Genomic DNA, 24,428 nt, shown 5'->3' with positions numbered 1-24,428 from the left:
AAAAGGGGAAGCGTTACCATAAAAAGGTCAGAACAATACACAAAAGAGGAGATACCAAGCTTCAGAAAAAAACTCCCACAAGTACTTGACTCGATCTATGGATGTCCATAGTAAGCCTGGAGAAGGATTTAAGGTTATAATTGAAATATAAACAAACCCGATCTTACAATTGTTAGATCGGGTTTATTCTGTCCTGTTAAATGAAGGTGGCGATCGAGCGAATATTAATCATTCACTTTAAAACGTATTTACGAGCGTTTTTTCAACACCGACATTGTACACCTCGAAATACAAACTAATTCTTCTTCCTCATCTACGATTTTAATATCCCAGACCATTGTTGACCTACCGCGATGGAAAAGTGTCGCTTTTGCAGTCACAACACCGTCGCTTTTTGCTTTTATATGATTTGCATTAATTTCTAATCCAACGCATATTTCATTGTCTTTATCTATAAAGTGATAAGCTCCAATACTTGCTGCTGTTTCTGCAAGGGCTACTGAGGCCCCTCCGTGCAGAATTCCGAATGGCTGTCTTGTTCTTTGGTCGACAGGCATTGTCGCTATTACTCCGCTATCTGACACTTCCAAAATTTCAATACCTAACGTTTTAATTAAAGAATTTTCAATGTTCATTGTTTCAACACACCAATCTATTCAATATTCACCTTAACAAGTTTATCATCATTTTCAGCAGGGGTGCCCCGTCCATCTGTATTGTTTGTAATGTAATACATACTGTTTCCATCTATCAATACATCCCGAATTCTTCCCTCTCCATCAATGAATGTTTCTGCTTCATCTCCTTCAATAGGATAAACCATAATTGCTTCCCCTCTAAGGGCTGCCACATACAGCTTCCCATCCTTATATGATATTCCTGAAGGACCCCAGGTAATATTTCCAGTATGAAAGAGAGGGGTTTGCATTCCATTCTTCTCCTCATCACCTTGGATGTCAGGCCAGCCATAGTTTTGTCCTGGTTCAATTTTGTTTAGCTCGTCATGTGCCTCTTGCCCATGCTCTGAGCTGTAGAGCTGACCTTCTTCATCCCATGCTAAACCTTGAGAGTTTCGGTGGCCATATGAATAAACATATGAATTGGTGAAAGGATTATCCTCAGGAACGGAACCATCTAAATTCATTCTTAAAATCTTTCCCGCAAGTGAATTTGTGTTCTGAGCTAATTCAGACTGCAAAGCATCACCTGTTGTGATATATAATTTTAAATCAGGACCTATTTTTAGCCGACCGCCATTATGAAAAACCTCACCTGGTATATCCTCTAACAACACTTTTATTTCTTTCCAGGAATCCTCTCCTCGCTCCAATACCACCACTCTGTTTTTCGTGTCGCCATTTTCCTTATAAGTGTGGTAGGCAAAAGCCCGCTGTGTATTTTGAAAATCTGGTAATAATTCAATCCCTAAGAAGCCGCCTTCACCTTCCTGATGAACAGCTTTGGAAAGCTCAACATTTTTTCGCTTGATTTCGTTCGTCGATGCATTCCATTCAACAATTGATCCATTTCTTTCTGATATAAAGAAGTTTTCCTCAGTTTTTGTAATCGCCCAAGGAACATTAAGGTTTACAATCAGCACTTCCCTTTCTGAAGAAGTGTCCGTTTGTCTTAGTTCTTTACTTTTCTCGTTTGTTTGTGCGGTATTTTGCTGCTCACTGCAACCGCTTATCAGAAGCAGCAGGAAAAAAATAAGAGGAATACGTATGTCCACTCGGTTCTCCCCTTTATGTATACATTTTATTTTCTTAACATATATACGGTAAAAACAAAATACAAAACTAACAATAATAATATAGGTAATACCGAGATAATTTCCATAAAATAGTACCTCCTCCAACGAATCAAAAGCGCTCTTTTTACCTTGTTGTTGATATAGGTACCATATTAATGGAAAAACTTAATGGAAGTATTGAGATATTATGTTATTTTTGTAAATAATAAGACTAACTTATTACTTCTTCATTTTTGTTCTGATTCCTCTATTTTTGATAGGTAAATGAGATTTGTAATTCTGAAATAATTTCCAGTTTTCTTGGAGATACAACGGTTGAAAGTCCTTTTACCATGCCCTCTTCAAACGATGTATATTGTATTTGAGGCACAGGGGCTCTTGATACTTCAACCACTTTTACAGGAGTTTCTATTAAATTCACTTTAAATGACTGAGCAATAACTTTTGCTTTTTCTAATGCCTGCTTAGAAGCAAGTCTTAAGCTTTCATTAATAGGCGGTTGTAAATTCGCTGCCTCATAAGTAATGCTCTCTATTCGGTTGGCTCCATTTTCAATTACAGTGTCAATGATTATGCCAATCTCATTAATCTTACTAGTTAACACTGTCACAAGGTTTACTACTTCATACCCTGTTAAAATTTTCTCACCATTTGTCGGATATTGATAAACTGGTGTAACAGTGTATGAGTATGTTTCTATCTCCTCTTCTTTTACGCCCAGCATCTTAAGGCTGGAAAGAACTTTATTTATCCTTTCCGTGTTTTCTTGCTGGGCAACTGATGCATTTTCATTTTCTGTTATAACTCCGAGCCGGATTAAAGCTTGGTCTGGCATAATCTCTACTTTACCGATTCCTTGGACTTCGATAATCCTGCTATTCTTTTTTCTAGAAGACCGAATTTGTGAATAAGGATATATATACATTTCTTTCACTCCTATTCATTTATTAGCTCCTTTCATATATATGCATGTACTTTTTTTCTATACAAAAATGCCTTCTAACTAAGATAGAATATCTGTATACGGTACCCAACTAAACTAGTTCATAAAAAAATATTACTTTTACATCAAAATTCACTATATTTTTTCATAAGTTATGAAAACTGGACAAATAAAAGGCGGGGCAATTAACCTTTAAGATTTTATGCCAATATAAAAACTTCTATCTACTTTCTTTACGCAGATAGAAGTTCAACCGAAATTATTAATCCAATATTCCCTTTGACTTTGCTGTTAAAACGGCTTCTGTACGCGAACCAACACATAGTTTATTAAAAATCCCCGTTAAGCTGTATTCAATCGACCTTTTACTTAAATGAAGCTTGTCGGCAATTTCTTGGTTTGTTAATCCTTTTTCTACTTCGAGTAAAATCGCTTTTTCACGATTATTAAGTGCTTGTTGGCCAACCGATTCTTCATAAGCTCTTTTCGGTTCCTTTAAAAGGGCCTTTAAATAATCATAAGGGATAACAATTTCATCATTCACAACATGTTTTATATAATGCAAAATATCCGCTTTTGATTCTGTTTTGCTAATAGCCCCATGAATCCCCATTTGAATGGCTTCTTCAAAATAATCCTTTACATCATAGCCTGTATACAAAACAATCTTAACCTGATCGTTTATGCCAAGAATTTTCTTGGAAATTTCCATTCCGTTTATTTCTCCTAAATTTAAATCCATTAAAATGACATCGTACTCTACAAAGTTTTGCAGCTCCAGATTATCAATATCAAAAGGAGGACTTAAATAATCAACTTTTAAATCTTTCTCTGTCTCTAAAATTGCTTTCGTTCCTTCCCCTACAGCCGGGTGATCATCAACTACAAGAATTTTCAACCCTGCCAACCTCCTTTACCATGTCTTCCTGAAAAATTAGATCATTCTATTTAGTGAACAAATGGAATTACTGGGATTCCACCCCACCTTCCCCCTCTATAAGAGGCAACCGCTTACGCACTTTACAATTACTCAATTTATTTAAAATAGATTAAATGATCTTTTAAGATTTCTATATGATCTCTTGGTAAGTCAAGTTCATCCATATGAGTAATTGCCATCTGGATAGCCGTCTGCTTTAATATGCTTAAATAGGCAACGACTCCCGACTTTAATAAAAGCTGCTTATATTCTTCTGTATATGTAAAATTTCCTTTTTTAATATTAGCTAATAATTTCTTCGCAAAAGGGTTGGTGCTGGTCCTTAAAAAAATGGAAGCTAAAGTATTTTTATCTATTATTTTTGAATCTGTCTTTTGAGATGAAAATAAATCATTTAAATCATTATCTAGCTGTGCGGCAATTCCTATTTGATAAGCATACTTTTCGACCTGTAAATCCACTCTTTTGCTCGCAAGCATACTGCCGCATGCTGAGGCTAAAGCCGTTAATGCTCCAGATTTCATTTTTATCGTCAATAAACAGGTTTCCTCGAAGGCTTGCCAATCCAGCAAATCTTCATGCTGTCCTTCTGCTGCTTCAATTAAATAGTCTTGATATATGTTAAGAAGCTGGGTATTCCATTCATTTGACAAACGATACACAATTTTCTGGCTTATCGTTAATAATAAGGATGCAGCATTTAATGAAATAGAATGCTTAACTTGCATCCAAGGCTCTTCATAATTATCCAAATCCTCTAAGTCATCAAAAATGTCAATCGCCAGTGTGACCAACTCAATAGCTGATACTAAATGATAAACATCCTCGCGTTTTCCTCCAAAAATGTGATAATGCATAAAAGTAAGTTGTCCAAATAAAAACCGCTTCCTTGAATTGAAAAAGGAGAGAATCAGCTCAGATAAATGGGTATTTTTCACCTCTGAGGTGATAATGTGATAGACAGTATTTTTCAACTTGGTTTCATCTAATATTAATCCGTCCAAAAGTAATCACCCCCATAGAATTATACTATAATACTAAAACAGGAAGTAGGGGGAATACTTAATTTTCTTATTATTAAAGTCATAAGTAATAGGGGCCAAGACCTTTGAGCGGCAATCAAAAAGGCGAATAAAGACTTTTGACCTTAAGGAGCCTGGAGCATGACATAGATCACATTCATTAAACGCAAACGAAAACTTAAACATTTTACCAACAAAAAAGCCAGGCACATCTGCCCAGCTTTAAGATACCTTTATGTAGTTATATTTATCATATTTATCAATGCTTTTATTAATGAGCCTGAGCGAATCCTTGGTTTCCTTAATTTCTTTTTCAAGACTATTTAAAAGTTGTTTTAGTTCTTCAATTTTAATATGATTCATCGTTCACACTCCTTTTTAAGATCAACATTTGCATGACCGACGACTTAAAACTATGTGATCTCTTTAATTAAATTTTATAAGAGAATGAGGATTTTTTCACCGAAAACTTTCGGGTTATGATTTATGCGTGACACCGCAAATAAACGCAATAGTCTTTTGTATGCATTTTTCGGCAATCGTTATTTCCATCTTTATACACGAAACGTATGTTCTTTTTAAAATAATGAACGGTTTAATGTTTTAGAGGGTAAAGGTTGGCTGTGCGATAAAAAGCAATCTGTGACATAACAATTCGCCTTTATTTAAAGTTTATTTATGCAAACACAATTTTTTGAAAAGTTCCCAAAAATAAAAAAACTCCCTAAGGAGCTCATACGTAAACTTTTTGGTTTTTACATAATTCCACCGCTTGTATTAGCATTTTTTCCGTTACTCTTTCTTTATCTTTAACAGTTCCGTTAAATACTATGGTGTAATCTACAATTTCTTCGTCTGAAAAAAGACATTCCATCTTCACAACACATTCACCGAAGTTTACCGAAAAAACCGCAACCAACTTATCATCAAGGACATAGAGTTCGGGTTGCTTTCCCATAGTGAAAGAGTCCTCCTTTTTTCAATTTTGAACCTATTTTTATACATTCGACAAGTATGTGGTTATTCCTACACATGACCGCAAATATAACGAAAAATAGTTATAAGAAATGTTTTGTGCATTTGATGCATATTATTTATAGATGCCTTGAAGGAGGTAAAATACACTACTTACTATTCCTTAAACCTCTTTTATCATGTTATTATCATTCCCCTTCTTTTCCTAAAAATATGTACAAAATAAAAAGGGGAATATATCCTTAAACAGAAAAAAGAGCCAAATGAAACAGTTTTTTCTATATGTTGATTTCCTAGAAAATTTACCTATTAAGTGAAAGTTTTGTGTTGGCAGTGCTATTAATTGAATGTCACTATTCCTAATGTTTGGATGTCATAAGATGCTGCCTTGAAACTAAAAATAAGTAAAGGCGGTTAATAAGGAATTGGAGTTCAAGCAGCATGATCTATTTCTCCGCCTTATTTAATTCGTATTAACTCATGGGCAAAATACATTCATCTATAAAAGATGGTAATGTTTTAGGGGGTTCAAAATGGAGATATGGTCTGTTGATTTTTTCACAGCCTTATTGTCAATTGTAGTCATTGATCTAGTATTGGCTGGAGACAACGCAATTGTTATTGGTCTTGCTGCAAGAAATTTACCTCCTCAGCAAAGAAAGAAAGTAATCATTTGGGGGACCTTTGGGGCTGTACTCATTCGGGCTATTGCCACCTTTTTGGTCGTTTACCTTTTGGAAATACCAGGGCTTTTAGTCATTGGGGGGATCATTCTCGTTTGGATAGCCTATCGGTTATTAGTCGAAGAGAAAAATCATGATGTTGCAGCAGGTGAAAATTTTTGGGCTGCTGTAAGGACGATCATTATCGCTGATGCAGTTATGGGGCTTGATAATGTTTTGGCTGTTGCCGGGGCAGCACATGGAAGCTTCCTTCTAGTTATTTTAGGGTTATTGATCTCAATTCCAATTGTTGTATGGGGCAGTACCATTATTTTAAAATTCATCGACCGTTTTCCAATTATCATTTATATAGGTTCTGCTGTATTAGCTTGGACAGCTTCAAAAATGATTGTAAAGGAACCATTTATAGCTAAGTTTTTTCAAGAAGATTGGTTGAAATATGGCTTTGAGATGTTAATTATCATTTTGGTTATCATCTTGGGTTATACGAGAAAGAAATCGCGAAAAAGTATTCAAAAAAAAGAGCCAGAATTCTAGCATCTAGAATCTGGCTTTCATTATTATTTTATCTAAGGAACCTCATACCCCATTGAAGCAGATAGGACATCAAACCACTGCTGCCTGGTTAATTTGATTTTTTGAGAAGAAACTGCTGATTGAATGCGGTCTATTTTTCCGCTTCCAACAATCGGCATTATTCTCGCAGGATGTGCAAGAAGCCATCCATAAATTACTTCATCGATTCCGGCAGCATTCAACTCATTTTTAAGCTCGGTTAATTTCATACGAAGCCTGGCTGCCTTTTCATCTTGAGCAGAGAAAATTTTCCCGCCTGCAAGCGGTGACCATGCCATTGGTGCTAACCGAATTTCTTGGCAAAGGTCTAATGTGCCATCTTCAAAATTTTCTAACTCGTATGGCGACAGCTCAATTTGATTCGTAACTAGATCAAATTCTAAAAATGATTGGAGCAAATTAAGCTGTGACCGTTTAAAATTAGAGACACCAAAATGCCTTACTTTACCACTCTTTTTTAATTCCTGAAAAGCTTCTGCTGTCTCTTGAGAATCCATAAAAGGATCAGGGCGATGAATTAAAAGCACATCTATGTAATCCGTTTGGAAATTCTTTAATGATTGTTCCACTGAACGAATAATGTGCTCCTTGCTTGTGTCATAATGTTTCACTTTGTGTTCTGGGCGATTCTCCGTAACTAATTTAATCCCGCATTTTGTTACAATTTCCATCTTCTCGCGTAAACTTGGCTTCAATGCCAGAGCTTGGCCAAACAAAGCCTCACATGTATATCCCCCATAAATATCTGCATGATCAAAGGTTGTAATTCCTTGGTCCATACATTGTTCAATTAAGGACAATGTTCCTTCACTTGAATAGTTCCAATCCGCAAGTCTCCATAAACCATGAATAATTCTTGAAAAGCTTAGATCGTGCGCTACTTGAATTCTTTCCATCTAAAACACTCCATTAGATTATTATTTGGAAGCTATAAGCAAAAAACGATGAGAGTGAAAATCACAATAGCCTTTGTGCTCGATTTCTTTGTTAATTTCAGCTAGCGGCTCCGCATATTTTTCTGATTGAAAGCCAGGGATTTGCCATGGAATTGCCTTTAAATAATAAATAATTGCTCCAATATCATAAAATCTTGTTTTATAAAATTGTTCTTCTTCTTTCAAAATAATAAATCCGTTTGAGGTAAGCTGTTCTCTTGCAAACTTCAAGCTCCAGTGAGCAAATTCATTCCCTGTTTCTGCACCTAAGCGAGAATTCAAACCGCCAAGGTCCTTTCCGCCGACTTGTTGGGTAACAAAGACTCCACCTGGAATCAAGATACGATCGATTTCTTTTGGTTCAAATGATTCATGTTTATTCATTATCAAATCAAATTGGTTATTCATAAATGGCAGGTTGTCATCAGATTGAATTTCTTTAACCGTAACTCCTAATGGTTCTAACGTATTTCTGGCAATTGAAACATTCGGTTCATATCCTTCAGTTGCAAACATTCTTCCATGAAAGGGTGCTAGCAATGACAAATACTCTCCTCCGCCTGTCCCCATATCCAATACACATTTCGACTCTATTAAATAAGGGAGTAAAAGGGTGGTATAGCACCAATTCAGCGGTTCACTTGCCATTCTTCCTGTTTCTGATAAATAAGTGAAATCCCACCCATTAAAAGGGGTTTTTTCTGCATCTTTTATTAACTTTTGAAAAGTTTGATTCAATCCAGCTCAGCTCCTCCTTAATGAAAGGGCATTTTTTACACAAATTCATCCTCGTTCAAGTTTTTGTTTTACTTTTTGTTTAACATTTTCTATATGGTCCATCTTATTTTTCCAGCAAGCTTCGCTCAGATCAACGGGATATTCTTCAGGATTTAATGACCGTTTGTATTCTTCCCATAAAAGATTCATATTTTCTTTAGCATATTTCTGAATATCAGAAATCTCTGGAGTATGATAAACTACTTTACCATCAACAATAATATCTTGATGAAGATCTTTTGCTTCAAAATTGGTTACAAATTTGCTTATATATGTGTGAACCGGATGAAACATTTTTAGTCTTTCTTCTTCTTGAGGATTTTCATGGTCAAGTGCAATATAATCTCCCTCTGAATATCCGTTTGACCGATTGATAATCCGGTAAAGCTTTTTCATCCCTGGTGTTGTTACTTTTGCAGGATTTGAAGAAATTTTGATTGTGTCTACCATTTGTTCTTTATCGTTTTCAATAGAGACAAGCTTATAGACCGCTCCTAATGCAGGCTGATCAAAGGCTGTTATTAGCTTAGTGCCTACTCCCCATGTATCAATTATCGCCCCTTGAGCCTTCAGGTTCATAATGGTGTATTCATCAAGATCACTTGAAGCGATAATTTTCGTTTTTTGAAACCCTGCATCATCAAGCATTTCGCGTGCCTTCTTTGAAAGATAAGCTAAATCTCCGCTGTCAAGCCTGATTCCAGCGAAATTAATTTTATTTCCGAATTCCTTTGCTACTTTTATGGCATTTGGAACTCCAGAATTTAATGTATCATATGTATCCACAAGGAAAACACAGTTTTGATGTGTTTCCGCATACTTTTTAAACGCAATATAGTCATCGCGGTATGCTTGTACCATTGCATGAGCATGTGTCCCCACAACCGGAATTCCGAACAGCTTTCCTGCACGGACATTACTTGTACCGTCAAACCCGCCAATATAGGCTGCTCTTGTTCCCCAAACAGCTGCATCAAGCTCATGCGCCCTCCTTGAACCAAATTCAAGTGCCAGCTCTTCCCCAACTATTTGCTTAATGCGGGAAGCTTTTGTTGCAATTAATGTTTGATAATTAATAATATTTAAAAGAGCAGTTTCTATAAGCTGTGCCTCTGCGAGCGGGGCCTCCACCCTCATGATTGGTTCGTTACCGAAAACGAGTTCTCCTTCTACCATGGACCTGAGGGAGCCTGTAAATCGAATCGTTCTTAAGTACTCAATAAACTCCTGTTCATAGCCGACTTCTTCCTGTAAGTAGGTTAAATCCGTTTCTGAAAAATGAAAATTCTCTAAAAAGGAAATAACTCGTTCAAGTCCGGCAAAAACTCCGTAACCATTATCAAATGGCAGATTTCGAAAAAACACTTCAAATATTGCTTTTTTTTGATCAATTCCATCCTGCCAATACGTTTTCACCATATTAATTTGATAAAGATCTGTATGTAATGCCAAGCTGTCATCTAATGTCTTCAATTTATGTCACCTCTGGATTCTCTATAAAATCTGCTGCAGGTTGCCTTTGACCGCTTAAATGGCTATCGTTGATCGCTGGTTGCTTCTAGTCTCACATCTCACCCAATAGGTTTGGCTTTATTGTGAGCTGTTAGACTTATTTAGGAAGGCAACAATATCAATGTTTAAACTACTCTAGCTCCCAAGCTTGATTTAAAGTGCTGTAAGCTCCAATCATGGCCGATTTGGTTGAAGCTCGCAACCGCCTTTTGATGGACAACTATTTGAAACCCTTTATTATAAGCATCAACAGCTGTGTGAAGAACACAAATATCTGTGCATACACCAACTAAGTGGACTTCCGTTATTCCCCTCTCTCTTAGCTTAAGTTCAAGATCAGTGCCAGCAAAAGCAGAATAACGTGTTTTATCCATAAAATAAAGATGCTCTTGGTCCTGGTTATTTTTCCAGATGTCTGATAATTCTCCGTATAACTCTCTGCCTTTAGTCCCTTGAAGGTTATGGGGAGGAAACAGCTCTTTTTCAGGATGAAAAGGGTCTTGTTGATCATGAAGGTCAATCGCCAGCACAACAAAACACTTTTTTTCTAAAAATTCCTTCGTCAATTTAACGATTTCCTTTTCAATTTCCTGTGCAGGAAGTCCACATGTCAGCCTTCCATCATCAGCGACAAAATCGTTTGTGTAATCAATGTTTATCAAAGCTTTATTCACCTTTACACCCCCCTTTAAACGAACTATAGTAAATATTCTTTCTTTTATGTTACAACAAAAAAAGGAAAAGGCAATGAAAACCCTCTTCCTCATTAAAATAGCCTGTTTTACTAAACTTAAGTGATACTTGTTACAATCCGTGACTCGCCGATTAAAAGGTTTCTAGAAACCAATGGCAACCTTCTTTTAGAGAACAGCTTTATAAATTAAAATTATGATGATTGTCTCAATTAATAAAAATATCTTCTACATCAATGGCATGGTTTGATGCCACTACTAACCCGATATCTGTTTCCCTTTCAAGATTATTTACAATCGAAAAAGGTATTTGCGTGCCATTTGCCAATTTCACATATTTTGAGAGGCTGCCATAATCCACTTTCCCATTTAGTAATAATTTAGCATTAGGAGTGGTGCTTAGTTTATCTTTTACTTCTTTTATAACTATTTTTTGTCTAACCTGTCCCATTGTAAGTGCAATGGACACTCTTTCTCTAAAAGTACCTAAAAAACGGTCCTGTTCTTCTGGATTCAGTCGTTTTTTCCCATAAATCCCTTGATTCAAATAATCATCTATATTTTCGCCAGACAACTTGTATGCCCCCTTTAGTCCTATATCCGTCTGTCACATATATTATAAAGGAGTCAATGTTTTCATTCAAAACATGTACATCTACAGGCGCTGACTGGATTTAAAACTTTTTTAGCAGTTCATTCCATTTTTAGATCATTACTTTGAGGAACTGATGTATGAGTTTTATCCAGCCAAAAAAAGAAATCCATAGGGGTACACTTAATAAGGTTGCCCAAAACATCCCTTTAATAAAATGTCCTTCTATCATATCAAGCCCTCCCTCTTAAGTATACGATCTATTTTGCCCAGAATATCCTTATGTTAGACTTCTTCTTATGGAAACGCTTTCATTATTACTTTCTTCAAAATCATCATTATTTAAAATCTATTATATTAAACATTCTACCTCTGCAGTCTGCACACCTTTAAAAACTTTTCTTGTTTTTATTACAATGGATAATCATTCTTGTCAAAAGGTGTAATAGCTCTCACCAGTTATGATCATTCGGCATATAGTGTTACATGCGTATCGGATGCCCAGGGAGTGAAAAGAATGCCTGTCATATCAGGACAACAATATGTTGAACGGATTAACAAATTGAAGGCAAATGTTTGGATTAACGGAAAAAGACTTAATGAACAAATCTCTGCACACCCTGCCTTTAAAGGAGTTATTAAATCAAGATCTGTGCTCTATGATCACCAAGTACGTCCCGACATGCTCAGCAAAATGACGTACCATTCGCCCCTAACCAATCAACCAGTAGGTCTTTCGTTTTTGGAGCCTAAAACAAAAGAGGACTTAGTGAAAAGAAGGTTCATGATTACGGAATGGGCGAAAAAGTCCGCTGGTATGCTGGGCAGAACCCCGGATTATATGAACACAGTTATTATGAGTCTTGCTGCTGCGTCACCAATTTTAAAAGAGCAAGACGAGGAGTTTGTCCATAATTTAGTCAATGTTTACGAAATTGCCAGAGAACAAGATTTATCTTTCACTCACAGCTTTATTAATCCTCAGGTCAATCGTTCCTCTTATTATTTAGAATCCTCCTTACAGCCAATTGCTGCAAAAATAATAAAGAAAACGTCGGAAGGAATTATAATAAAAGGGGCTAGACTTTTAGCCACTCAAGGTGGTTTGACTGATGAGGTCCTTGTCTTCCCTTCAGGAGGTAAAATTACCGACGAAGACTATGCTTTTGCTTTTAGTATTCCAAGTAACACTCAAGGTTTAAAATTTGTATGCCGAGAATCTTTTGTAAATGATGATTCTGAATTTGATTATCCGTTGTCTTCAAGATTCGATGAAATTGATACAATTTTAATTTTCGATCAAGTACTCGTCCCTTGGAATCGAGTCTTCTTTTATCACCGTCAGGATATTGCCCACAAGCTTTTTCAGCAAAGCGGGTTTAATGCACAAGCTCTGCACCAAGTTATAAGCAGACAGATTGTCAAGGTAGAATTCGTATTAGGGCTTGCACAGCTTTTAATTAATACTTTATCCATATCTGAATATCATCATATTCAAGAGAAAGTCAGCGAAATTATTATTGGATTAGAATCTTTAAAAGGGTTGTTATGCAGAGCCGAAGCTGAGGCAGACCTGGATAAATGGGGAACCATGCGTCCAAATGACAATTCTCTTTATGTTGCAGCCAATTTGTTCCCGAAGCTTTATCCTAGGTGTATCGAGATTTTACAATTAATTGGAGCTGGCGGTTACATGACATTGCCTACTGAAAAAGAATTCTCATCCCCCATCCAGAGTGAACTTGAACACTATTTAAAAGGGAGCTCGATCGATGCAAAGTCGAAAACTAAGATTTTCAGGCTTGCATGGGAACTGACAATGAATGCATTCGGATCAAGGCAAACGCAATATGAACGCTTTTTCTTCGGGGATCCAGCTCGTTTAGCGGCAAACTTATATAACGGGTATCCTAGGCAGGAATTTGTTAATCATGTTAAAAATTTTTTAGATATTGATGAATCATTATTATAATGTTCTCTTGCATGTAATCACCCGTGAGAGTCTTATTCTGTTTATTTATGAAATAGGGGTAACTCTTGAACTCGAGTTAACCCCTTCTATTTTATTCTAATTTTTTTAAAGGCTTCTTTGCTGGCCCCTCAATGACTTCTCCATCATATGAAAATCTTGAGCCATGGCATGGACAGTCCCATGTCCGATCTCCGTTGTTCCATTCAACCTCACAGCCCATATGGGTACAAGTTGTATCGACGATATGTAATTGGCCGTCCTTATCTTTATATGCACCTGCCCGTTTACCGCAAAATGATACAACGGCTCCTTCATCCTTTTCTAGTTTTTCTGGTCTATTCGCCACATACTCCAGTTTCCCTTCAATCAAATTCTTTGCCACGTTTGCGTTTTGAGTAAGAAAATGCTTCACGCTTGGGTCTGCCTGAAAACGGGTTGGCGAAAAAACTTCCTCATATGGAGATGAGCCATTCACAATTAAGTCTTTAATAAGATGTGCTGCAGCTGTTCCATTTGTCATTCCCCATTTTCGATAACCAGTTGCCACAAAAACATTTTGCTTGCCTGATGTAATGTGACCAATATAAGGAACTTTATCTAAGGTAGTTAGGTCTTGAGTTGACCACCTGTATTTAAATTCATTAATTCCAAAGGTCTTTTCTCCAAACTCAGCAAGAGCCAGATAGTGTTTAAGCGTATCTTTATCTTGTCCAGTTTTATGGCTTTCCCCGCCGATAATGATGTACCGATCCCCATCCGTTTCGGCATATCGTAATGATCTTTTTGGATCCTCGGCACTTAAATACATACCTCCCGGATACTCTTTTTCTGTTTTTACCGCTAGGACATAAGATCTATCTGCATACATTCTGCTAAAATAAAAGCCATTGTCATGGAAAGGAAAATGGGTACATGATGCAACATATTTTCCTTTAACCGTATAACCATCTCTTGTTTTCACTACAGGCTCCTTTCCAAAATCTAAATTGACAGCTGCAGTTTTTTCAAAAATCCGTCCACCGTTTTCTATAATGGATTGAACAAGCTTCCTTAAATATTTGACAGGGTGAAATTGAGCTTGATTCCGTAACACGATAGCACCTTTTACGTTAATATCTAAAGGAATGTGATCTACGTATTCCCCTCCCATCTCAAGTTTTTCATAAGCTTGATATTCTTTAACAAGCTTATCTATTTCCTGTTTTGAATTTGTGTAAATATAAGCATCTTGGCTGCTTAAATCACATTCAATGTTTTCATCCTTTACAAGCTGTTTTATAAAGTCTGCCGCATGCTGATTTGCTTGAAAATATTGCTTAGTTTTCTCAACTCCAAGATGCTGTATAAATTCATCATAAATTAAATCATGCTGGGTCGTAATTTTAGCTGTAGTATGGCCTGTGGTACCATTTATTAATTGATCCGCCTCAAGCAGGACTACTTTAAAGCCCTGTTTTACAAGTAAATAAGCAGTGGTGATACCCGTGATACCCCCGCCCACAATCACCACATCTGTCGTTAAATCCTCTGACAGCTCAGGAAATGACATCATCTCCGAATCTCTCCAATACGGCTCAGGAACTTGTGGAAGCTTTGAAAGTATTGCATCTTTTTCTGACATTTCAGGCCCTCCTTCTATGAGTTATACATAATTTTTCCAAAGCAGCAGAGTTTCATGTATAAAACACGATGAGGAATTTCCATTAAGAAAAGCGCAAGCGCCTTGTCCAACCTAGGGCAAGCACTCGTGCGAGCCGGCTTGGATTGGCCCTTAGACCTATGAGTCGTAGGCGCCTGGCCGGCATAGGCGTCACGGCCATATGCCTGCCGGCACTAGGACGTTCTGTCCACCTGCGCTGGACAACAACAGTTCTTTTTAACACGTTAAACTTTCATTAACTTAAATTTTCTGAACCCATAAAAAAAGAGCCTGCTTTAAAAGACTCCTTCATTAACTATTAAAAAGATCAGGCTGATCAATAAGTGTTTGATCATATAAGTTTGTAGCATTCCTTTTATTGTGTATCTTGTTAAAATCACCGGTAGATCCGAATCCAGATCCACAGCTTAATTTTTCTGAAACCTTCGGGGATATGGCAAAAGCATCGCCAAAACTAACCCCGCCATTTCCTGAATTTTCAATTTTAATTGGTCCTACAAATGCCGGCATACAATCCATCCTTTAAATTAACTAAAATTTGTAAAGCATATTCCAGTCTGTATAGGATATGCGCCTACACTTTATATGTTCGTGTGTAAAGGAATGAATCGGTAAAAAAAAGCAGGATTGATGAGAGATCACCTAAGCCTGCTTTTAACGTCTACTTCAGGATTTCATTTTTATATTTTGCCCTTAGTCTCATTAACCGGACAATATTAAGGATGACTGCTTTTAGAACCGCATAGGTAGGAACAGCTAGAATCATGCCGAGGACTCCTCCAAAGCTCCCCGCTCCAATTAATAATAAAATGATTGTCAATGGATGGGTATTCAATCTTTTTCCGATAATAAGAGGAGACAGCAAGTTTCCGTCAATCTGTTGAACAATTAAAACGACTAATGCAGCCAGAATTGCTTGCGTTGGCGATTCTAATAATCCAATAATAACGGCTGGAGCTGCACCGATAAAGGGCCCTAAATAAGGGATGATGTTGGCTACTGCTACTGTGATACCTAGAACTAATGCATAATCTAGACCAATTATTGAATAACCAATAAAACACCCTGTTCCAACGAACAGCGAGACAATCAATTGACCTTGAATATAAGCAGCCAAGGTCTCATATAAATCATCAAAAATTTTCAGTCCTTCTTTGCGATAATTAACTGGTAAAACTTTTACGGCATACCCTGGCATTTTATATCCATCTTTCAGCATGTAAAATAGAATAAAAGGAACCGTAACAACCGTTAATGTAATATTTGTCACCACACCTAACACTTTAGAAATACTTGATGTAATATTACCAGGCAATGTATTCGCAAAAGACATGAGCTGACTTTCGATTTGATCAATGGACACATAATCCTGGGTTATCACCCACTTAAAAAGCCAAGACTTTTCTAAAGTTGCGATAAATTGCCGTATTTCAGTTATATATTGTGGAAAATTCTCAACTAAATCCGTCATCTGTCTCGTTACAATTGGCCCAACTGTTGCTCCAAGAAAAGTAAATAGTCCAATAAACACAAGATAAAGAAGTAAAATACCGATAGTCCTAGGCACCTTACTCTTTTCTAGTAATTTCACTACAGGATTAAAAATAAAAAATAAGATTCCCCCCGCCAATATTGGAAAAAACAGCGTTGAAACAAATACAAAAATTGGTTCGAACAAAAACGAAACTTTTGTCCCAACGTAAACGATTAATAATAACAGCAGGATTTGTAATGTCCAGAAATGCACCTTTGATTTTAACACCCGGATTTTCCTCCTCGACGTTCTTCACTAATTTCAAACTACTATTACGTACAACACCTGTCAATAGTTTCTACTTTCTTTGAATTATTTCATTTAAATGGGGAAAGCCGATTTAAGCAGTTACGTCAAATCGGGCGTTTGCAACGGCAATTCCTGTGGACCTTTCTTGTTTTGTCCAACCAATTTTCGGAAGGCGTACTGCCCATTTTAGTGAGTTTCACTGTAATGACGGTGATTTATATTGGGTAAGTAACTGCCACTATTTAACAAATCCCCAGTTTACTCTCTCTAAGCATACTCTTATTCTGAGCCAGCATTTTTTCATGGCGGCTCTTATTTTATATGTACCTCAAAATCAAGACATTCGCCTATAACAAAATAGCTGGAGCAGGCATATTTATAAGTGTGTAAACACCTATAGACATTTAACATGGGAGGTATATGATGATGAATAATTATAGACAGCCTTTTTGGAGACCAAGACCATTTTTTGGCGCGCCCTTTCTTGGAGGTTTTGCTGGAGGACTGTTAGCTGGTGCTTTGATTCGGCCGCCATTTTTCGGATATCCTTATCCTTATCCTTACCCGTATCCATATTACCCTTACTACCCTTTTTATTAATGGCTGTTTTTACATCAGAACGAAAAGCACAAGCGCCTTGTTCAACCTAGGGCAAGCACTCGGGCGGGCCTCCAGTAAAGAACGCCTTTGCCGTTTTGGAAGGATTGGCTTGTGACCAGGGTTAGGTGCTGGAGCTGAACAAAAGACACTTACTTTAACATTAACGGGTTCGGATTTGAAGTACAAACTAACAATCAGCAGTAAATTTAGCGTTTAATATGAGTCCAAATTCACAGGCTAATCAGCATGAATAGAAAATGTTCGGAGCTTTTTGTGCTTTGAGCATCTCATTTTATCTAATAGAAAACAACCTTATTTAAGGCTGCCCTAGAAAATAGTAAAGCTAGGGTAAGTTTCCCCTAGCTTTAACATTATAAGTCTGAAATTTTCGATTGAATTAGGATTTCTTTTTGAGAAGGGCGGATCTGTTCATGCATTGTTATGACTGGAAGGGGTTGGTTGATTTTAACTTCAATCCGTTTGACCAGCTTTCCGTCCGTTTGCAAAACCTTGAACTCGTAACGTTCTGCATTAATGACCTGACCAGTACGAATTTCAAAGTTGTTCTTCATGATCCAGCCGCCGATTGTATCAAGATCATCTTCATCTATATTAATACCAAGCAATTCGTTGACTTCTTCAATTAGAACCTTTCCATCCAGAATATAATGATTATCGCCCTTTTTTTGAATGGATGGGATTTCATCCTGGTCAAATTCATCACGAATTTCGCCGACAATTTCTTCGAGTATATCTTCAGTTGTGACAAGGCCAGAGGTGCCTCCGTATTCATCCATTAGAATAGCTAAATGAATCCGCTCCTTTTGCATTTTCTTCAAAAGATCATAGATAGGAATAGAATCAATGACTTCAATGACAGGACGAATATAAGAGTTTAAATCTATTTTACCTCTTGCTTCCTTCTTTACCTTGACTAAGTCAGTAAATACCTCTTTAATATTTATCATCCCGACTATGTGATCCTTATCCCCGTCAACAATCGGGTAGCGGGTAAACTGCTCTTTTAAGACAATTTCTATGAACTTATCAAATTTAGTTTCTGTTGTTAAAGCGATCATTTCTGTTCTAGGAATCATAATTTCCTTTGCAATTCGGTTATCAAACTCAAAAATCTTATTTACGTATCTATATTCCGCGGAATTTATTTCACCACTTTTTAAGCTATCTGACAAAATTATTCGCAGCTCCTCTTCAGAATGTGCTAGATCTTGCTCAGATGAGGGCTTTAAACCAAAAAGACCTGTTAATACCCGAGAAGAGCCATTTAACAGCCAGATAAAAGGAAACATCACATAATAAAACCACCTCAATGGTCTTGATACCCAAAGTGAAATTTCTTCCGCTTTGTAAATGGCAAAAGTTTTAGGAGCCAATTCTCCCACAACGACATGTAGAAAAGTGACTATACTGAAAGCTAAAATAAAGGAAAGCAGGTGGGACAAAGAACTGGGCATATTAAAAACGCCAAGTAAAGGATAAATCCATTGTTCAACAGCGGGTTCTCCAAGCCAGCCCAGACCTAATGCTGTAATCGTAATTCCCAGCTGACATGCTGACAAATATTCATCCAAATTCGATATTACCTTTTTTACAATTAGAGCCCTTTTACTTCCTTCTATAATTAATTGATCCATTCTTGAACTTCTAACCTTAACAATCGCAAATTCAGCTGCAACGAAAAAAGCAGTGAAAGCAATCAAGACCAAAATAACAATCAGGTTAACTATGTCCAACTCTTTGGGTGACCCATAAGCAGCCGATTCTTCTAACCCTATAGACCCGGAGCTTGCTCTTGGATCAGCCCAGTCACCTCCCGAGTGAATCAGTATAAAAATACCTTTTCTACAATGTACTTACTATCAAAATACAGTAAAAAAGATTGGATTATGATTATTATGCCATAAATTTTCGAAATTTTTAAATATTTTTATTCAAAAGGAGCTGCAACCTCTACTTTTATTCGATCAGGATCTTCAAAATAAACAGCATAATGATTGGGTCCGCCTGCATAGGGATAGTTCTCTTTATATAGAATATCAATATTTTTTCTCATTAGAAGGTCCTTCAGCTGATCTACCTGTTCTTTAGAATCAACATGGAACGCCATGTGATTTAAACCAGTACCGCATCGATGATAGGGAATTGACATATATTTTTCTTCTGTTTGTACAAATACAAGGTAAGTCTCACCCAATTTCCAGCTGTGCCCCTTTTCCCAGGATTGGAAAGGCTCATAGCCCATATACGTAAGGAACCAATCCCAAAACTGGATAGAATTGGCCAAGTTTGAAACATTAATTTCTATATGATGAATGAATCCTCTTTTGCTCATCAAGTTCACCCTTTCAAGTATTTTTAAAAGAACGAAAAGCTCTGAGTACGCTGGTTCTTCAGCGGCAAGCATTCGAGCGAGCCCGCTGGAGGTATTCTTTACCTTCCCGGGCGAATTGGCTTATGACCTAAGGGCGGGTGGCTAAGCTGGCCAATAACCACTTACCTTAATGCGTAATTACTTTATTTAAATTAAACATTCTGAAACTATGAATAAAGGGAACCAACCGCCGGCTTTCTCTTAAAAATAGATAAGGAGGAAAAGCATATAAAAAATGGATTTTAAAAAGATTTCTACTTTTATTAGGAATCAGGTTATTGTCTAGCAATTTTAGCTTAAAAGAAAAACACATTCGAGTCAGCCTGGTGAAAGGAAATTTGCAAAACAAAGTATGTAAACCAATTTGGGGAAATTTCGAATAAGGGAGGAAGAGAAGATTCAAAATTTAAGGAGCCATGTGGTTTTATCAGGGCTCCCTTTTAAACAGATTTCTTAAGAGGATTTATAGCAAGGTCTGAAATCTTACGATCAATTTCTCTGATTTTCTTTAGAGCAAGCTCATCTGAAATTTGTCGATAATGATGAAGACCTTCCGGTTCTTCGTCCTTTTCATCAGCTAAGCGAACAACCTTTTGCAGCGTATTTTGATTAAGCGTACCCTCAGGTAAATAAGAATCTGTGTGCAGCAAAATCGCTAGGGCAATTTCCTTTGCAGCTTTCGGGTGTTCACCTAATCGGACGAGCAGTTTATGTGCTCTTTCTGCCCCTTTTATTGCGTGAATGTCATTTTGTTTATATTTTTCATAATCCCACTCACCATCTGTATACCATTCATAATGGCCAATATCATGAAGCAGTGCCGCTTTTGTTGCCAGATCAGGATCAGCGCCATGCTTTAGTGCCAGGCGGTAAGCATGGTACGTACACGAAATGGCATGGGCCATACCGGAACGTTTTAAATACTTTTGAGCAATAGGATGAGTAAATACCTCGGTAAGAGTCACTTTTTGCATGTAAAACCCTCCTTCACGTAAGTATTTCTATCTAAATTAACATATTATAGGTTTCGAGGGCAAACCTTTTGGTAAATTGGATGACATATAATTTTTGGAAGATGATTGGCTATCAGGCAAAAACTATATATGGCTAAATAGGGCAAGAAAGAAGTGAGTCGATGGCAGTTTATCTTCGAAATTTCCAAGCTTCCAATATATCGAATATTCGACTAAATTCGTTGATATTTTTGGTTATTTTCCTCTACTGCCTTCTTCCGTAAAAAAATCGTAATAGGTTGACTAACTTAGACAATTTTTCTAGAAGCTCGATACTACTAGATTTATAGTTCTAAAGTTGAAATGAGCTATAAATAGGTGTAAAATTACACTTATAGAGATTTTTTTCTGAAGGAGCTTTTTTATGAATAAACAAGATCTTGTCATGCAACTTTCTGAGAAACTAAAATTGATTCGGACCGAATTCCATTATACACAGGATGAAATGGCTTCTATATTGGGCGTCTCTAAAAAAACACTCGTTCAGATTGAGAAAGGCAGGCAAGAAGCAAATTGGCCGACCTCTGTGACCATTTGCGCCCTTTTTAGAGATAGTCAAATTGTTCAGCAGCTCACTGGTGGTGATCCTTTGGAGGTTTTACAGCTTTTTGCTCATCAAAAACTGCAGTCTAGAAAAGAAAAGACGCTTGGAGGCAAGGTTTGGTGGCGTAACTTAAAAGAGGTAAGCAGCTATCGCCTCCAGCAAAATCTTATTAGTCAGCATTTTCGTATTCTTGACAGCCGAGATTATCGCATCTATTCCTCTTTTCAATTCGAGGAAATTGAAAAAAAATTTCTTGAATTAACCTGCGAATAACCTGTGTATTCCTCTCAGTACCAATTTTAAGATGGCTTGACTTATTATTATTCTATATGTATATGAAAAATATCTAAACTTGCCCTAGCTAAAGCGAAATTTTCTTTTTCTCCCTAAATGGGAGTGGAAATGATGCCCGATAGATTACCAGTCGGATAAAAACTCTTTAATGTCGTATATTCTTCCGTTTTCCAGCTTACCTGACATTAGCTTAATCAATTGGTCTGCTACAAATTGAGGAGAATGGAGCAAGCCTTTTTCATGAAGTTCTTTAAAGTCTTCCACTCCTGCAAAATCTTTCATACTTGAACTCCGGATTTCTTTTTGCATTCCTGTATTCATCACACCCGGTGAAAATGAAATGACTTCTACTGGATATTTCTCCCGGCTTTGCTCTAGTCCAAACGTTTTTGTGAACATGTCTAAACCAGCTTTGTCGCTGCAGTATTCACTCCACCCATGAACCGGACGGTTTGCTGCCCCTGAAGAAATATTGACTACGACTTTTCTTCCTTTAAACTGCTTTGTATGTTTCACAAATCCATTACTTAAAACCATCGGTGCCATGTAATTTAGGTGGATGCTTTGTGCAAGCTTATCAACCTCTGCCCCACCTACTGTGGTAGTAGGACTGACAGTTCCTGCATTATTTATTAAATAAATTTGATCCATTGCTTCAAAATCAATTTTTGCTGCTATATCCGGGATTGCTTTTTTGATTTTAGTAATGTCCATCAAATCTAGGTTAATAAACTCTAATTCTGCTCCCTTTTCCTTAGCTAAATTCCGCAATTCATCATCTGTTTGCCTGGACAGGCAGAAAAAACGGCTTTCCTTTTCTAGAAGTCCTTTAACTAATGCTTGACCAAGCCCTCTTGAAGCACCTGTTACAATAAATACATTCATCATATACTACCTACCTTTATATCCCTTTATATCCCTTATTATATGATGATGTTTTCTATAGCCAAAAGATGAATTCAATAGCTGACTCTGCTTTACTATGCTTTGATTGAACATTTAAGGCATTGATACATTCTTAATAGGGTCCAGATAATACATTTTTGAACCAGTCTCTTTCTTATGCGAGGCAATTTGAACGTCCCTTCTCCTTTACGTGTTAGTTCGGGCAATTTGGTTTCCTATTCTCAGCTGTTCCAATCCGGTTTTCGTGACAAATACTCCTTTTCTGAACAGATATCCCAAGAAATAAGCCAGATTTGCGGGTTTGATACAGGTTCCAATATTAGAATTTGACTTCCTGAAACCAAAGGAAAAACCTCTCGATTTCTCAAGAGGCTTCACTGTTTTTTACTTAGCTCACTTTTTTATATTCGGTTAATTTGTAGTGATTTTCAAAAAAGTCGTTTGTTTCATTGACGATTACTTTCCATAAAAGTAATAGTGCTATTAGGTTAGGAATCATCATTAAAGCGTTGGCCATGTCGGCAAATGCCCAAACAACGCCTAGGTTTGCCACTGCTCCCAGACCGCACGCTATTATATAAACAATGCGATAACCTAATATCCCTTTTTGTCCTACAAGGTATTCAAAGCATTTTTCGCCATATACATACCAGCCAACAATTGTTGAAAAACCAAAGAAAATAACTGAAAATGCAACAATATATTCTCCTGCTAATCCAAGTGTGGAAGCAAATGCAGCAGATGTTAGAGCTCCTCCATCAAGACTTGGATCATGCTGAACGCCTGACAGCAATCCGCCTGAAGGATCCCAAAATCCAGTAATAATTAACACTAAGCCTGTCATTGTACAGACAATAATTGTTACAATAAAAGTTCCAGTCATTGCAACCAATGCCTGCTTTACCGGATGATCGGTTTTAGCATTCCCTGCAATTAAAGCAGCTGTTCCTAAGCCAGCTTCATTTGAGAAGATTCCGCGGGAAACACCGCTTCTGATCGCTTCGACTACGGCAACTCCGACAAATCCTCCTGCTGCTGCAACAGGATTAAACGCATAGTGAAAAATGAGTTGGAATGCAGGGATAATTTGATCAAAATTAATAGCTAATATTAACAATGCTCCGCCAATATATAGGAAAGCCATAATTGGCACAAAAAAGCTGGCAACTGAACTAATTCGTTGCAGTCCGCCAAAAATAATCAAGCTTGTTAACATCGCAAGAATGATCCCTGTTGTTAAACCATTAACTCCAAAACTATCCTTCATCACATCTGCAATCGTGTTGGACTGAACACTATTTCCAATACCTAAAGCAGCAAAGGCACCGAAAAATGCAAAGGCAATTGCAAGAAACCGCCACTGTTTCCCAAGCCCTTTTTCCACATAATACATAGGTCCGCCAGAAAATTCACCATTTTCATTTTTCACGCGGTATTTCATCGCAAGCAATGCTTCAGAATATTTCGTAGCCATCCCTAACAATCCGACAATCCACATCCAAAAGATCGCACCAGGACCACCAAGAGTAATCGCCGTTGCCACACCTGCAATATTTCCATTTCCAATAGTTGCAGCAAGCGCGGTCATCAGGGCTTTAAAGTTACTAACATCTCCTTCTGCGGCTGATGACTCGTTTTCTTTTCCAAAACCAAGCCTAAAGGCATATAGCAATCTTCTAAACTGTAAACCTTTTAAAGCGATTGTTAAAAATAAACCTGTCCCAAACAACAAAATTAAACTAGGGGTTCCCCAGAGAACTCCGTTGATTTTCTCGATTATGTCCATCACTAGTTGTACACCTCTCATTTTGTCAACGCTTTCATAGCCTATTACTATAATAAAATTTAAATCATTACTCTGTAA

24 protein-coding genes are annotated in these 24,428 nt (G+C 37.1%); 4 read left to right on the top strand and 20 right to left on the bottom strand.

Features of this window, described 5'->3' with window-relative positions:
• Positions 1–248 precede the first annotated feature (248 nt).
• The 7 genes from IC621_RS11615 to IC621_RS11585 form a co-directional block, all read right to left on the bottom strand.
• Entirely contained in the window at positions 249–629 is a 381-nt protein-coding gene (locus IC621_RS11615) for a PaaI family thioesterase (protein WP_191158478.1), read from the bottom strand.
• 23 nt (positions 630–652) lie between these two features.
• Positions 653–1,732, bottom strand: a complete 1,080-nt coding sequence (locus IC621_RS11610; RefSeq protein WP_191158473.1) for a PQQ-dependent sugar dehydrogenase — start codon at positions 1,730–1,732, stop codon at positions 653–655.
• Between the two features lie 268 nt (positions 1,733–2,000).
• Positions 2,001–2,678, bottom strand: a complete 678-nt coding sequence (locus IC621_RS11605; RefSeq protein ID WP_191158472.1) for an SIMPL domain-containing protein — start codon at positions 2,676–2,678, stop codon at positions 2,001–2,003.
• A gap of 280 nt (positions 2,679–2,958) precedes the next feature.
• Positions 2,959–3,594, bottom strand: coding sequence for a response regulator transcription factor (locus IC621_RS11600; RefSeq protein ID WP_191158471.1), 636 nt, complete (start codon positions 3,592–3,594; stop codon positions 2,959–2,961).
• A 137-nt stretch (positions 3,595–3,731) separates the two neighbouring features.
• Positions 3,732–4,640 carry a polyprenyl synthetase family protein gene (locus IC621_RS11595; protein WP_191158470.1) on the bottom strand — a complete coding sequence of 303 codons (909 nt, stop codon included), beginning with the start codon at positions 4,638–4,640 and terminating at the stop codon, positions 3,732–3,734.
• A gap of 240 nt (positions 4,641–4,880) precedes the next feature.
• The gene (degQ, locus tag IC621_RS11590) at positions 4,881–5,021 is read right to left on the bottom strand and encodes a degradation enzyme regulation protein DegQ (RefSeq protein WP_191158469.1); all 141 of its coding nucleotides are present in this window, start codon (positions 5,019–5,021) and stop codon (positions 4,881–4,883) included.
• Between the two features lie 370 nt (positions 5,022–5,391).
• Complete coding sequence (locus tag IC621_RS11585; protein ID WP_191158468.1) at positions 5,392–5,616, bottom strand: hypothetical protein; 225 nt, start codon at positions 5,614–5,616, stop codon at positions 5,392–5,394.
• 550 nt (positions 5,617–6,166) lie between these two features.
• Here IC621_RS11585 and IC621_RS11580 point away from each other — a divergent pair.
• Positions 6,167–6,853, top strand: a complete 687-nt coding sequence (locus IC621_RS11580; protein WP_191158467.1) for a TerC family protein — start codon at positions 6,167–6,169, stop codon at positions 6,851–6,853.
• 32 nt (positions 6,854–6,885) lie between these two features.
• Here IC621_RS11580 and IC621_RS11575 read toward each other — a convergent pair whose 3' ends face one another.
• From IC621_RS11575 to IC621_RS11555, 5 genes are all read right to left on the bottom strand, one after another.
• Entirely contained in the window at positions 6,886–7,788 is a 903-nt protein-coding gene (locus IC621_RS11575) for an aldo/keto reductase (protein WP_191158466.1), read from the bottom strand.
• Positions 7,789–7,809: 21 nt separating this feature from the next.
• A complete protein-coding gene (locus IC621_RS11570; RefSeq protein ID WP_224752476.1) occupies positions 7,810–8,565 on the bottom strand; it encodes a class I SAM-dependent methyltransferase in 756 nt (251 codons plus the stop codon).
• A 45-nt stretch (positions 8,566–8,610) separates the two neighbouring features.
• Positions 8,611–10,077 (bottom strand): nicotinate phosphoribosyltransferase, encoded by a 1,467-nt coding sequence (locus IC621_RS11565; RefSeq protein WP_191158465.1) that lies wholly within the window; start codon positions 10,075–10,077, stop codon positions 8,611–8,613.
• A 164-nt stretch (positions 10,078–10,241) separates the two neighbouring features.
• The gene (locus IC621_RS11560) at positions 10,242–10,790 is read right to left on the bottom strand and encodes a cysteine hydrolase family protein (protein ID WP_191158464.1); all 549 of its coding nucleotides are present in this window, start codon (positions 10,788–10,790) and stop codon (positions 10,242–10,244) included.
• Between the two features lie 226 nt (positions 10,791–11,016).
• Positions 11,017–11,382: a YueI family protein gene (locus IC621_RS11555; RefSeq protein WP_191158463.1), complete on the bottom strand. Its 366-nt coding sequence runs from the start codon at positions 11,380–11,382 to the stop codon at positions 11,017–11,019.
• A 535-nt stretch (positions 11,383–11,917) separates the two neighbouring features.
• Between IC621_RS11555 and hpaB the strand changes: the two genes are divergently transcribed.
• Entirely contained in the window at positions 11,918–13,372 is a 1,455-nt protein-coding gene (gene hpaB / locus IC621_RS11550) for a 4-hydroxyphenylacetate 3-monooxygenase, oxygenase component (protein ID WP_191158462.1), read from the top strand.
• Positions 13,373–13,463: 91 nt separating this feature from the next.
• Here the strand turns inward: hpaB and IC621_RS11545 are convergent, their stop codons facing one another.
• From IC621_RS11545 to IC621_RS11535, 3 genes are all read right to left on the bottom strand, one after another.
• Positions 13,464–14,993 carry an FAD-dependent oxidoreductase gene (locus tag IC621_RS11545; RefSeq protein ID WP_191158461.1) on the bottom strand — a complete coding sequence of 510 codons (1,530 nt, stop codon included), beginning with the start codon at positions 14,991–14,993 and terminating at the stop codon, positions 13,464–13,466.
• A 330-nt stretch (positions 14,994–15,323) separates the two neighbouring features.
• On the bottom strand, positions 15,324–15,542 hold the full coding sequence (locus tag IC621_RS11540) for a spore germination protein (RefSeq protein WP_191158460.1): 219 nt from the start codon (positions 15,540–15,542) through the stop codon (positions 15,324–15,326).
• Between the two features lie 151 nt (positions 15,543–15,693).
• Positions 15,694–16,794 (bottom strand): AI-2E family transporter, encoded by a 1,101-nt coding sequence (locus tag IC621_RS11535; RefSeq protein ID WP_191158459.1) that lies wholly within the window; start codon positions 16,792–16,794, stop codon positions 15,694–15,696.
• Between the two features lie 441 nt (positions 16,795–17,235).
• On the opposite strand from IC621_RS11535, the gene IC621_RS11530 reads away from it, so the two are divergent.
• On the top strand, positions 17,236–17,415 hold the full coding sequence (locus tag IC621_RS11530; protein ID WP_224752475.1) for a hypothetical protein: 180 nt from the start codon (positions 17,236–17,238) through the stop codon (positions 17,413–17,415).
• Between the two features lie 371 nt (positions 17,416–17,786).
• Here IC621_RS11530 and IC621_RS11525 read toward each other — a convergent pair whose 3' ends face one another.
• The 3 genes from IC621_RS11525 to IC621_RS11515 form a co-directional block, all read right to left on the bottom strand.
• Positions 17,787–19,169: a hemolysin family protein gene (locus tag IC621_RS11525; RefSeq protein ID WP_191158458.1), complete on the bottom strand. Its 1,383-nt coding sequence runs from the start codon at positions 19,167–19,169 to the stop codon at positions 17,787–17,789.
• Between the two features lie 194 nt (positions 19,170–19,363).
• Positions 19,364–19,768 carry a VOC family protein gene (locus tag IC621_RS11520; protein ID WP_191158457.1) on the bottom strand — a complete coding sequence of 135 codons (405 nt, stop codon included), beginning with the start codon at positions 19,766–19,768 and terminating at the stop codon, positions 19,364–19,366.
• Positions 19,769–20,247: 479 nt separating this feature from the next.
• Positions 20,248–20,781 carry an HD domain-containing protein gene (locus IC621_RS11515; RefSeq protein WP_191158456.1) on the bottom strand — a complete coding sequence of 178 codons (534 nt, stop codon included), beginning with the start codon at positions 20,779–20,781 and terminating at the stop codon, positions 20,248–20,250.
• Between the two features lie 403 nt (positions 20,782–21,184).
• Here IC621_RS11515 and IC621_RS11510 point away from each other — a divergent pair, with 403 nt between their 5' ends.
• Positions 21,185–21,637: a helix-turn-helix transcriptional regulator gene (locus IC621_RS11510; protein ID WP_191158455.1), complete on the top strand. Its 453-nt coding sequence runs from the start codon at positions 21,185–21,187 to the stop codon at positions 21,635–21,637.
• Between the two features lie 144 nt (positions 21,638–21,781).
• Here the strand turns inward: IC621_RS11510 and IC621_RS11505 are convergent, their stop codons facing one another.
• Positions 21,782–22,546 carry a (S)-benzoin forming benzil reductase gene (locus IC621_RS11505; RefSeq protein ID WP_191158454.1) on the bottom strand — a complete coding sequence of 255 codons (765 nt, stop codon included), beginning with the start codon at positions 22,544–22,546 and terminating at the stop codon, positions 21,782–21,784.
• A gap of 406 nt (positions 22,547–22,952) precedes the next feature.
• A complete protein-coding gene (locus tag IC621_RS11500) occupies positions 22,953–24,350 on the bottom strand; it encodes an alanine/glycine:cation symporter family protein (protein WP_191158476.1) in 1,398 nt (465 codons plus the stop codon).
• Between the last annotated feature and the right edge of the window lie 78 nt (positions 24,351–24,428).

The sequence above is a fragment of the Metabacillus arenae genome, assembly GCF_014773385.1.
In the GTDB taxonomy this organism is placed as follows: Bacteria; Bacillota; Bacilli; order Bacillales; family Bacillaceae; genus Metabacillus_D; species Metabacillus_D arenae.
This window is presented reverse-complemented; position numbering and strand designations above follow the sequence as displayed.

Bases quoted from the DNA above. Each gene is read 5' to 3' on its own strand.
- IC621_RS11605 (WP_191158472.1), bottom strand. From the start codon at position 2,678: ATGTATATATATCCTTATTCACAAATTCGGTCTTCTAGAAAAAAGAAT.
- degQ (WP_191158469.1), bottom strand. From the start codon at position 5,021: ATGAATCATATTAAAATTGAAGAACTAAAACAACTTTTAAATAGTCTT.
- IC621_RS11585 (WP_191158468.1), bottom strand. From the start codon at position 5,616: ATGGGAAAGCAACCCGAACTCTATGTCCTTGATGATAAGTTGGTTGCG.
- IC621_RS11580 (WP_191158467.1), top strand. From the start codon at position 6,167: ATGGAGATATGGTCTGTTGATTTTTTCACAGCCTTATTGTCAATTGTA.
- IC621_RS11575 (WP_191158466.1), bottom strand. From the start codon at position 7,788: ATGGAAAGAATTCAAGTAGCGCACGATCTAAGCTTTTCAAGAATTATT.
- hpaB (WP_191158462.1), top strand. From the start codon at position 11,918: ATGCCTGTCATATCAGGACAACAATATGTTGAACGGATTAACAAATTG.
- IC621_RS11545 (WP_191158461.1), bottom strand. From the start codon at position 14,993: ATGTCAGAAAAAGATGCAATACTTTCAAAGCTTCCACAAGTTCCTGAG.
- IC621_RS11540 (WP_191158460.1), bottom strand. From the start codon at position 15,542: ATGCCGGCATTTGTAGGACCAATTAAAATTGAAAATTCAGGAAATGGC.
- IC621_RS11530 (WP_224752475.1), top strand. From the start codon at position 17,236: ATGATGATGAATAATTATAGACAGCCTTTTTGGAGACCAAGACCATTT.
- IC621_RS11520 (WP_191158457.1), bottom strand. From the start codon at position 19,768: ATGAGCAAAAGAGGATTCATTCATCATATAGAAATTAATGTTTCAAAC.
- IC621_RS11515 (WP_191158456.1), bottom strand. From the start codon at position 20,781: ATGCAAAAAGTGACTCTTACCGAGGTATTTACTCATCCTATTGCTCAA.
- IC621_RS11510 (WP_191158455.1), top strand. From the start codon at position 21,185: ATGAATAAACAAGATCTTGTCATGCAACTTTCTGAGAAACTAAAATTG.
- IC621_RS11505 (WP_191158454.1), bottom strand. From the start codon at position 22,546: ATGATGAATGTATTTATTGTAACAGGTGCTTCAAGAGGGCTTGGTCAA.
- IC621_RS11500 (WP_191158476.1), bottom strand. From the start codon at position 24,350: ATGGACATAATCGAGAAAATCAACGGAGTTCTCTGGGGAACCCCTAGT.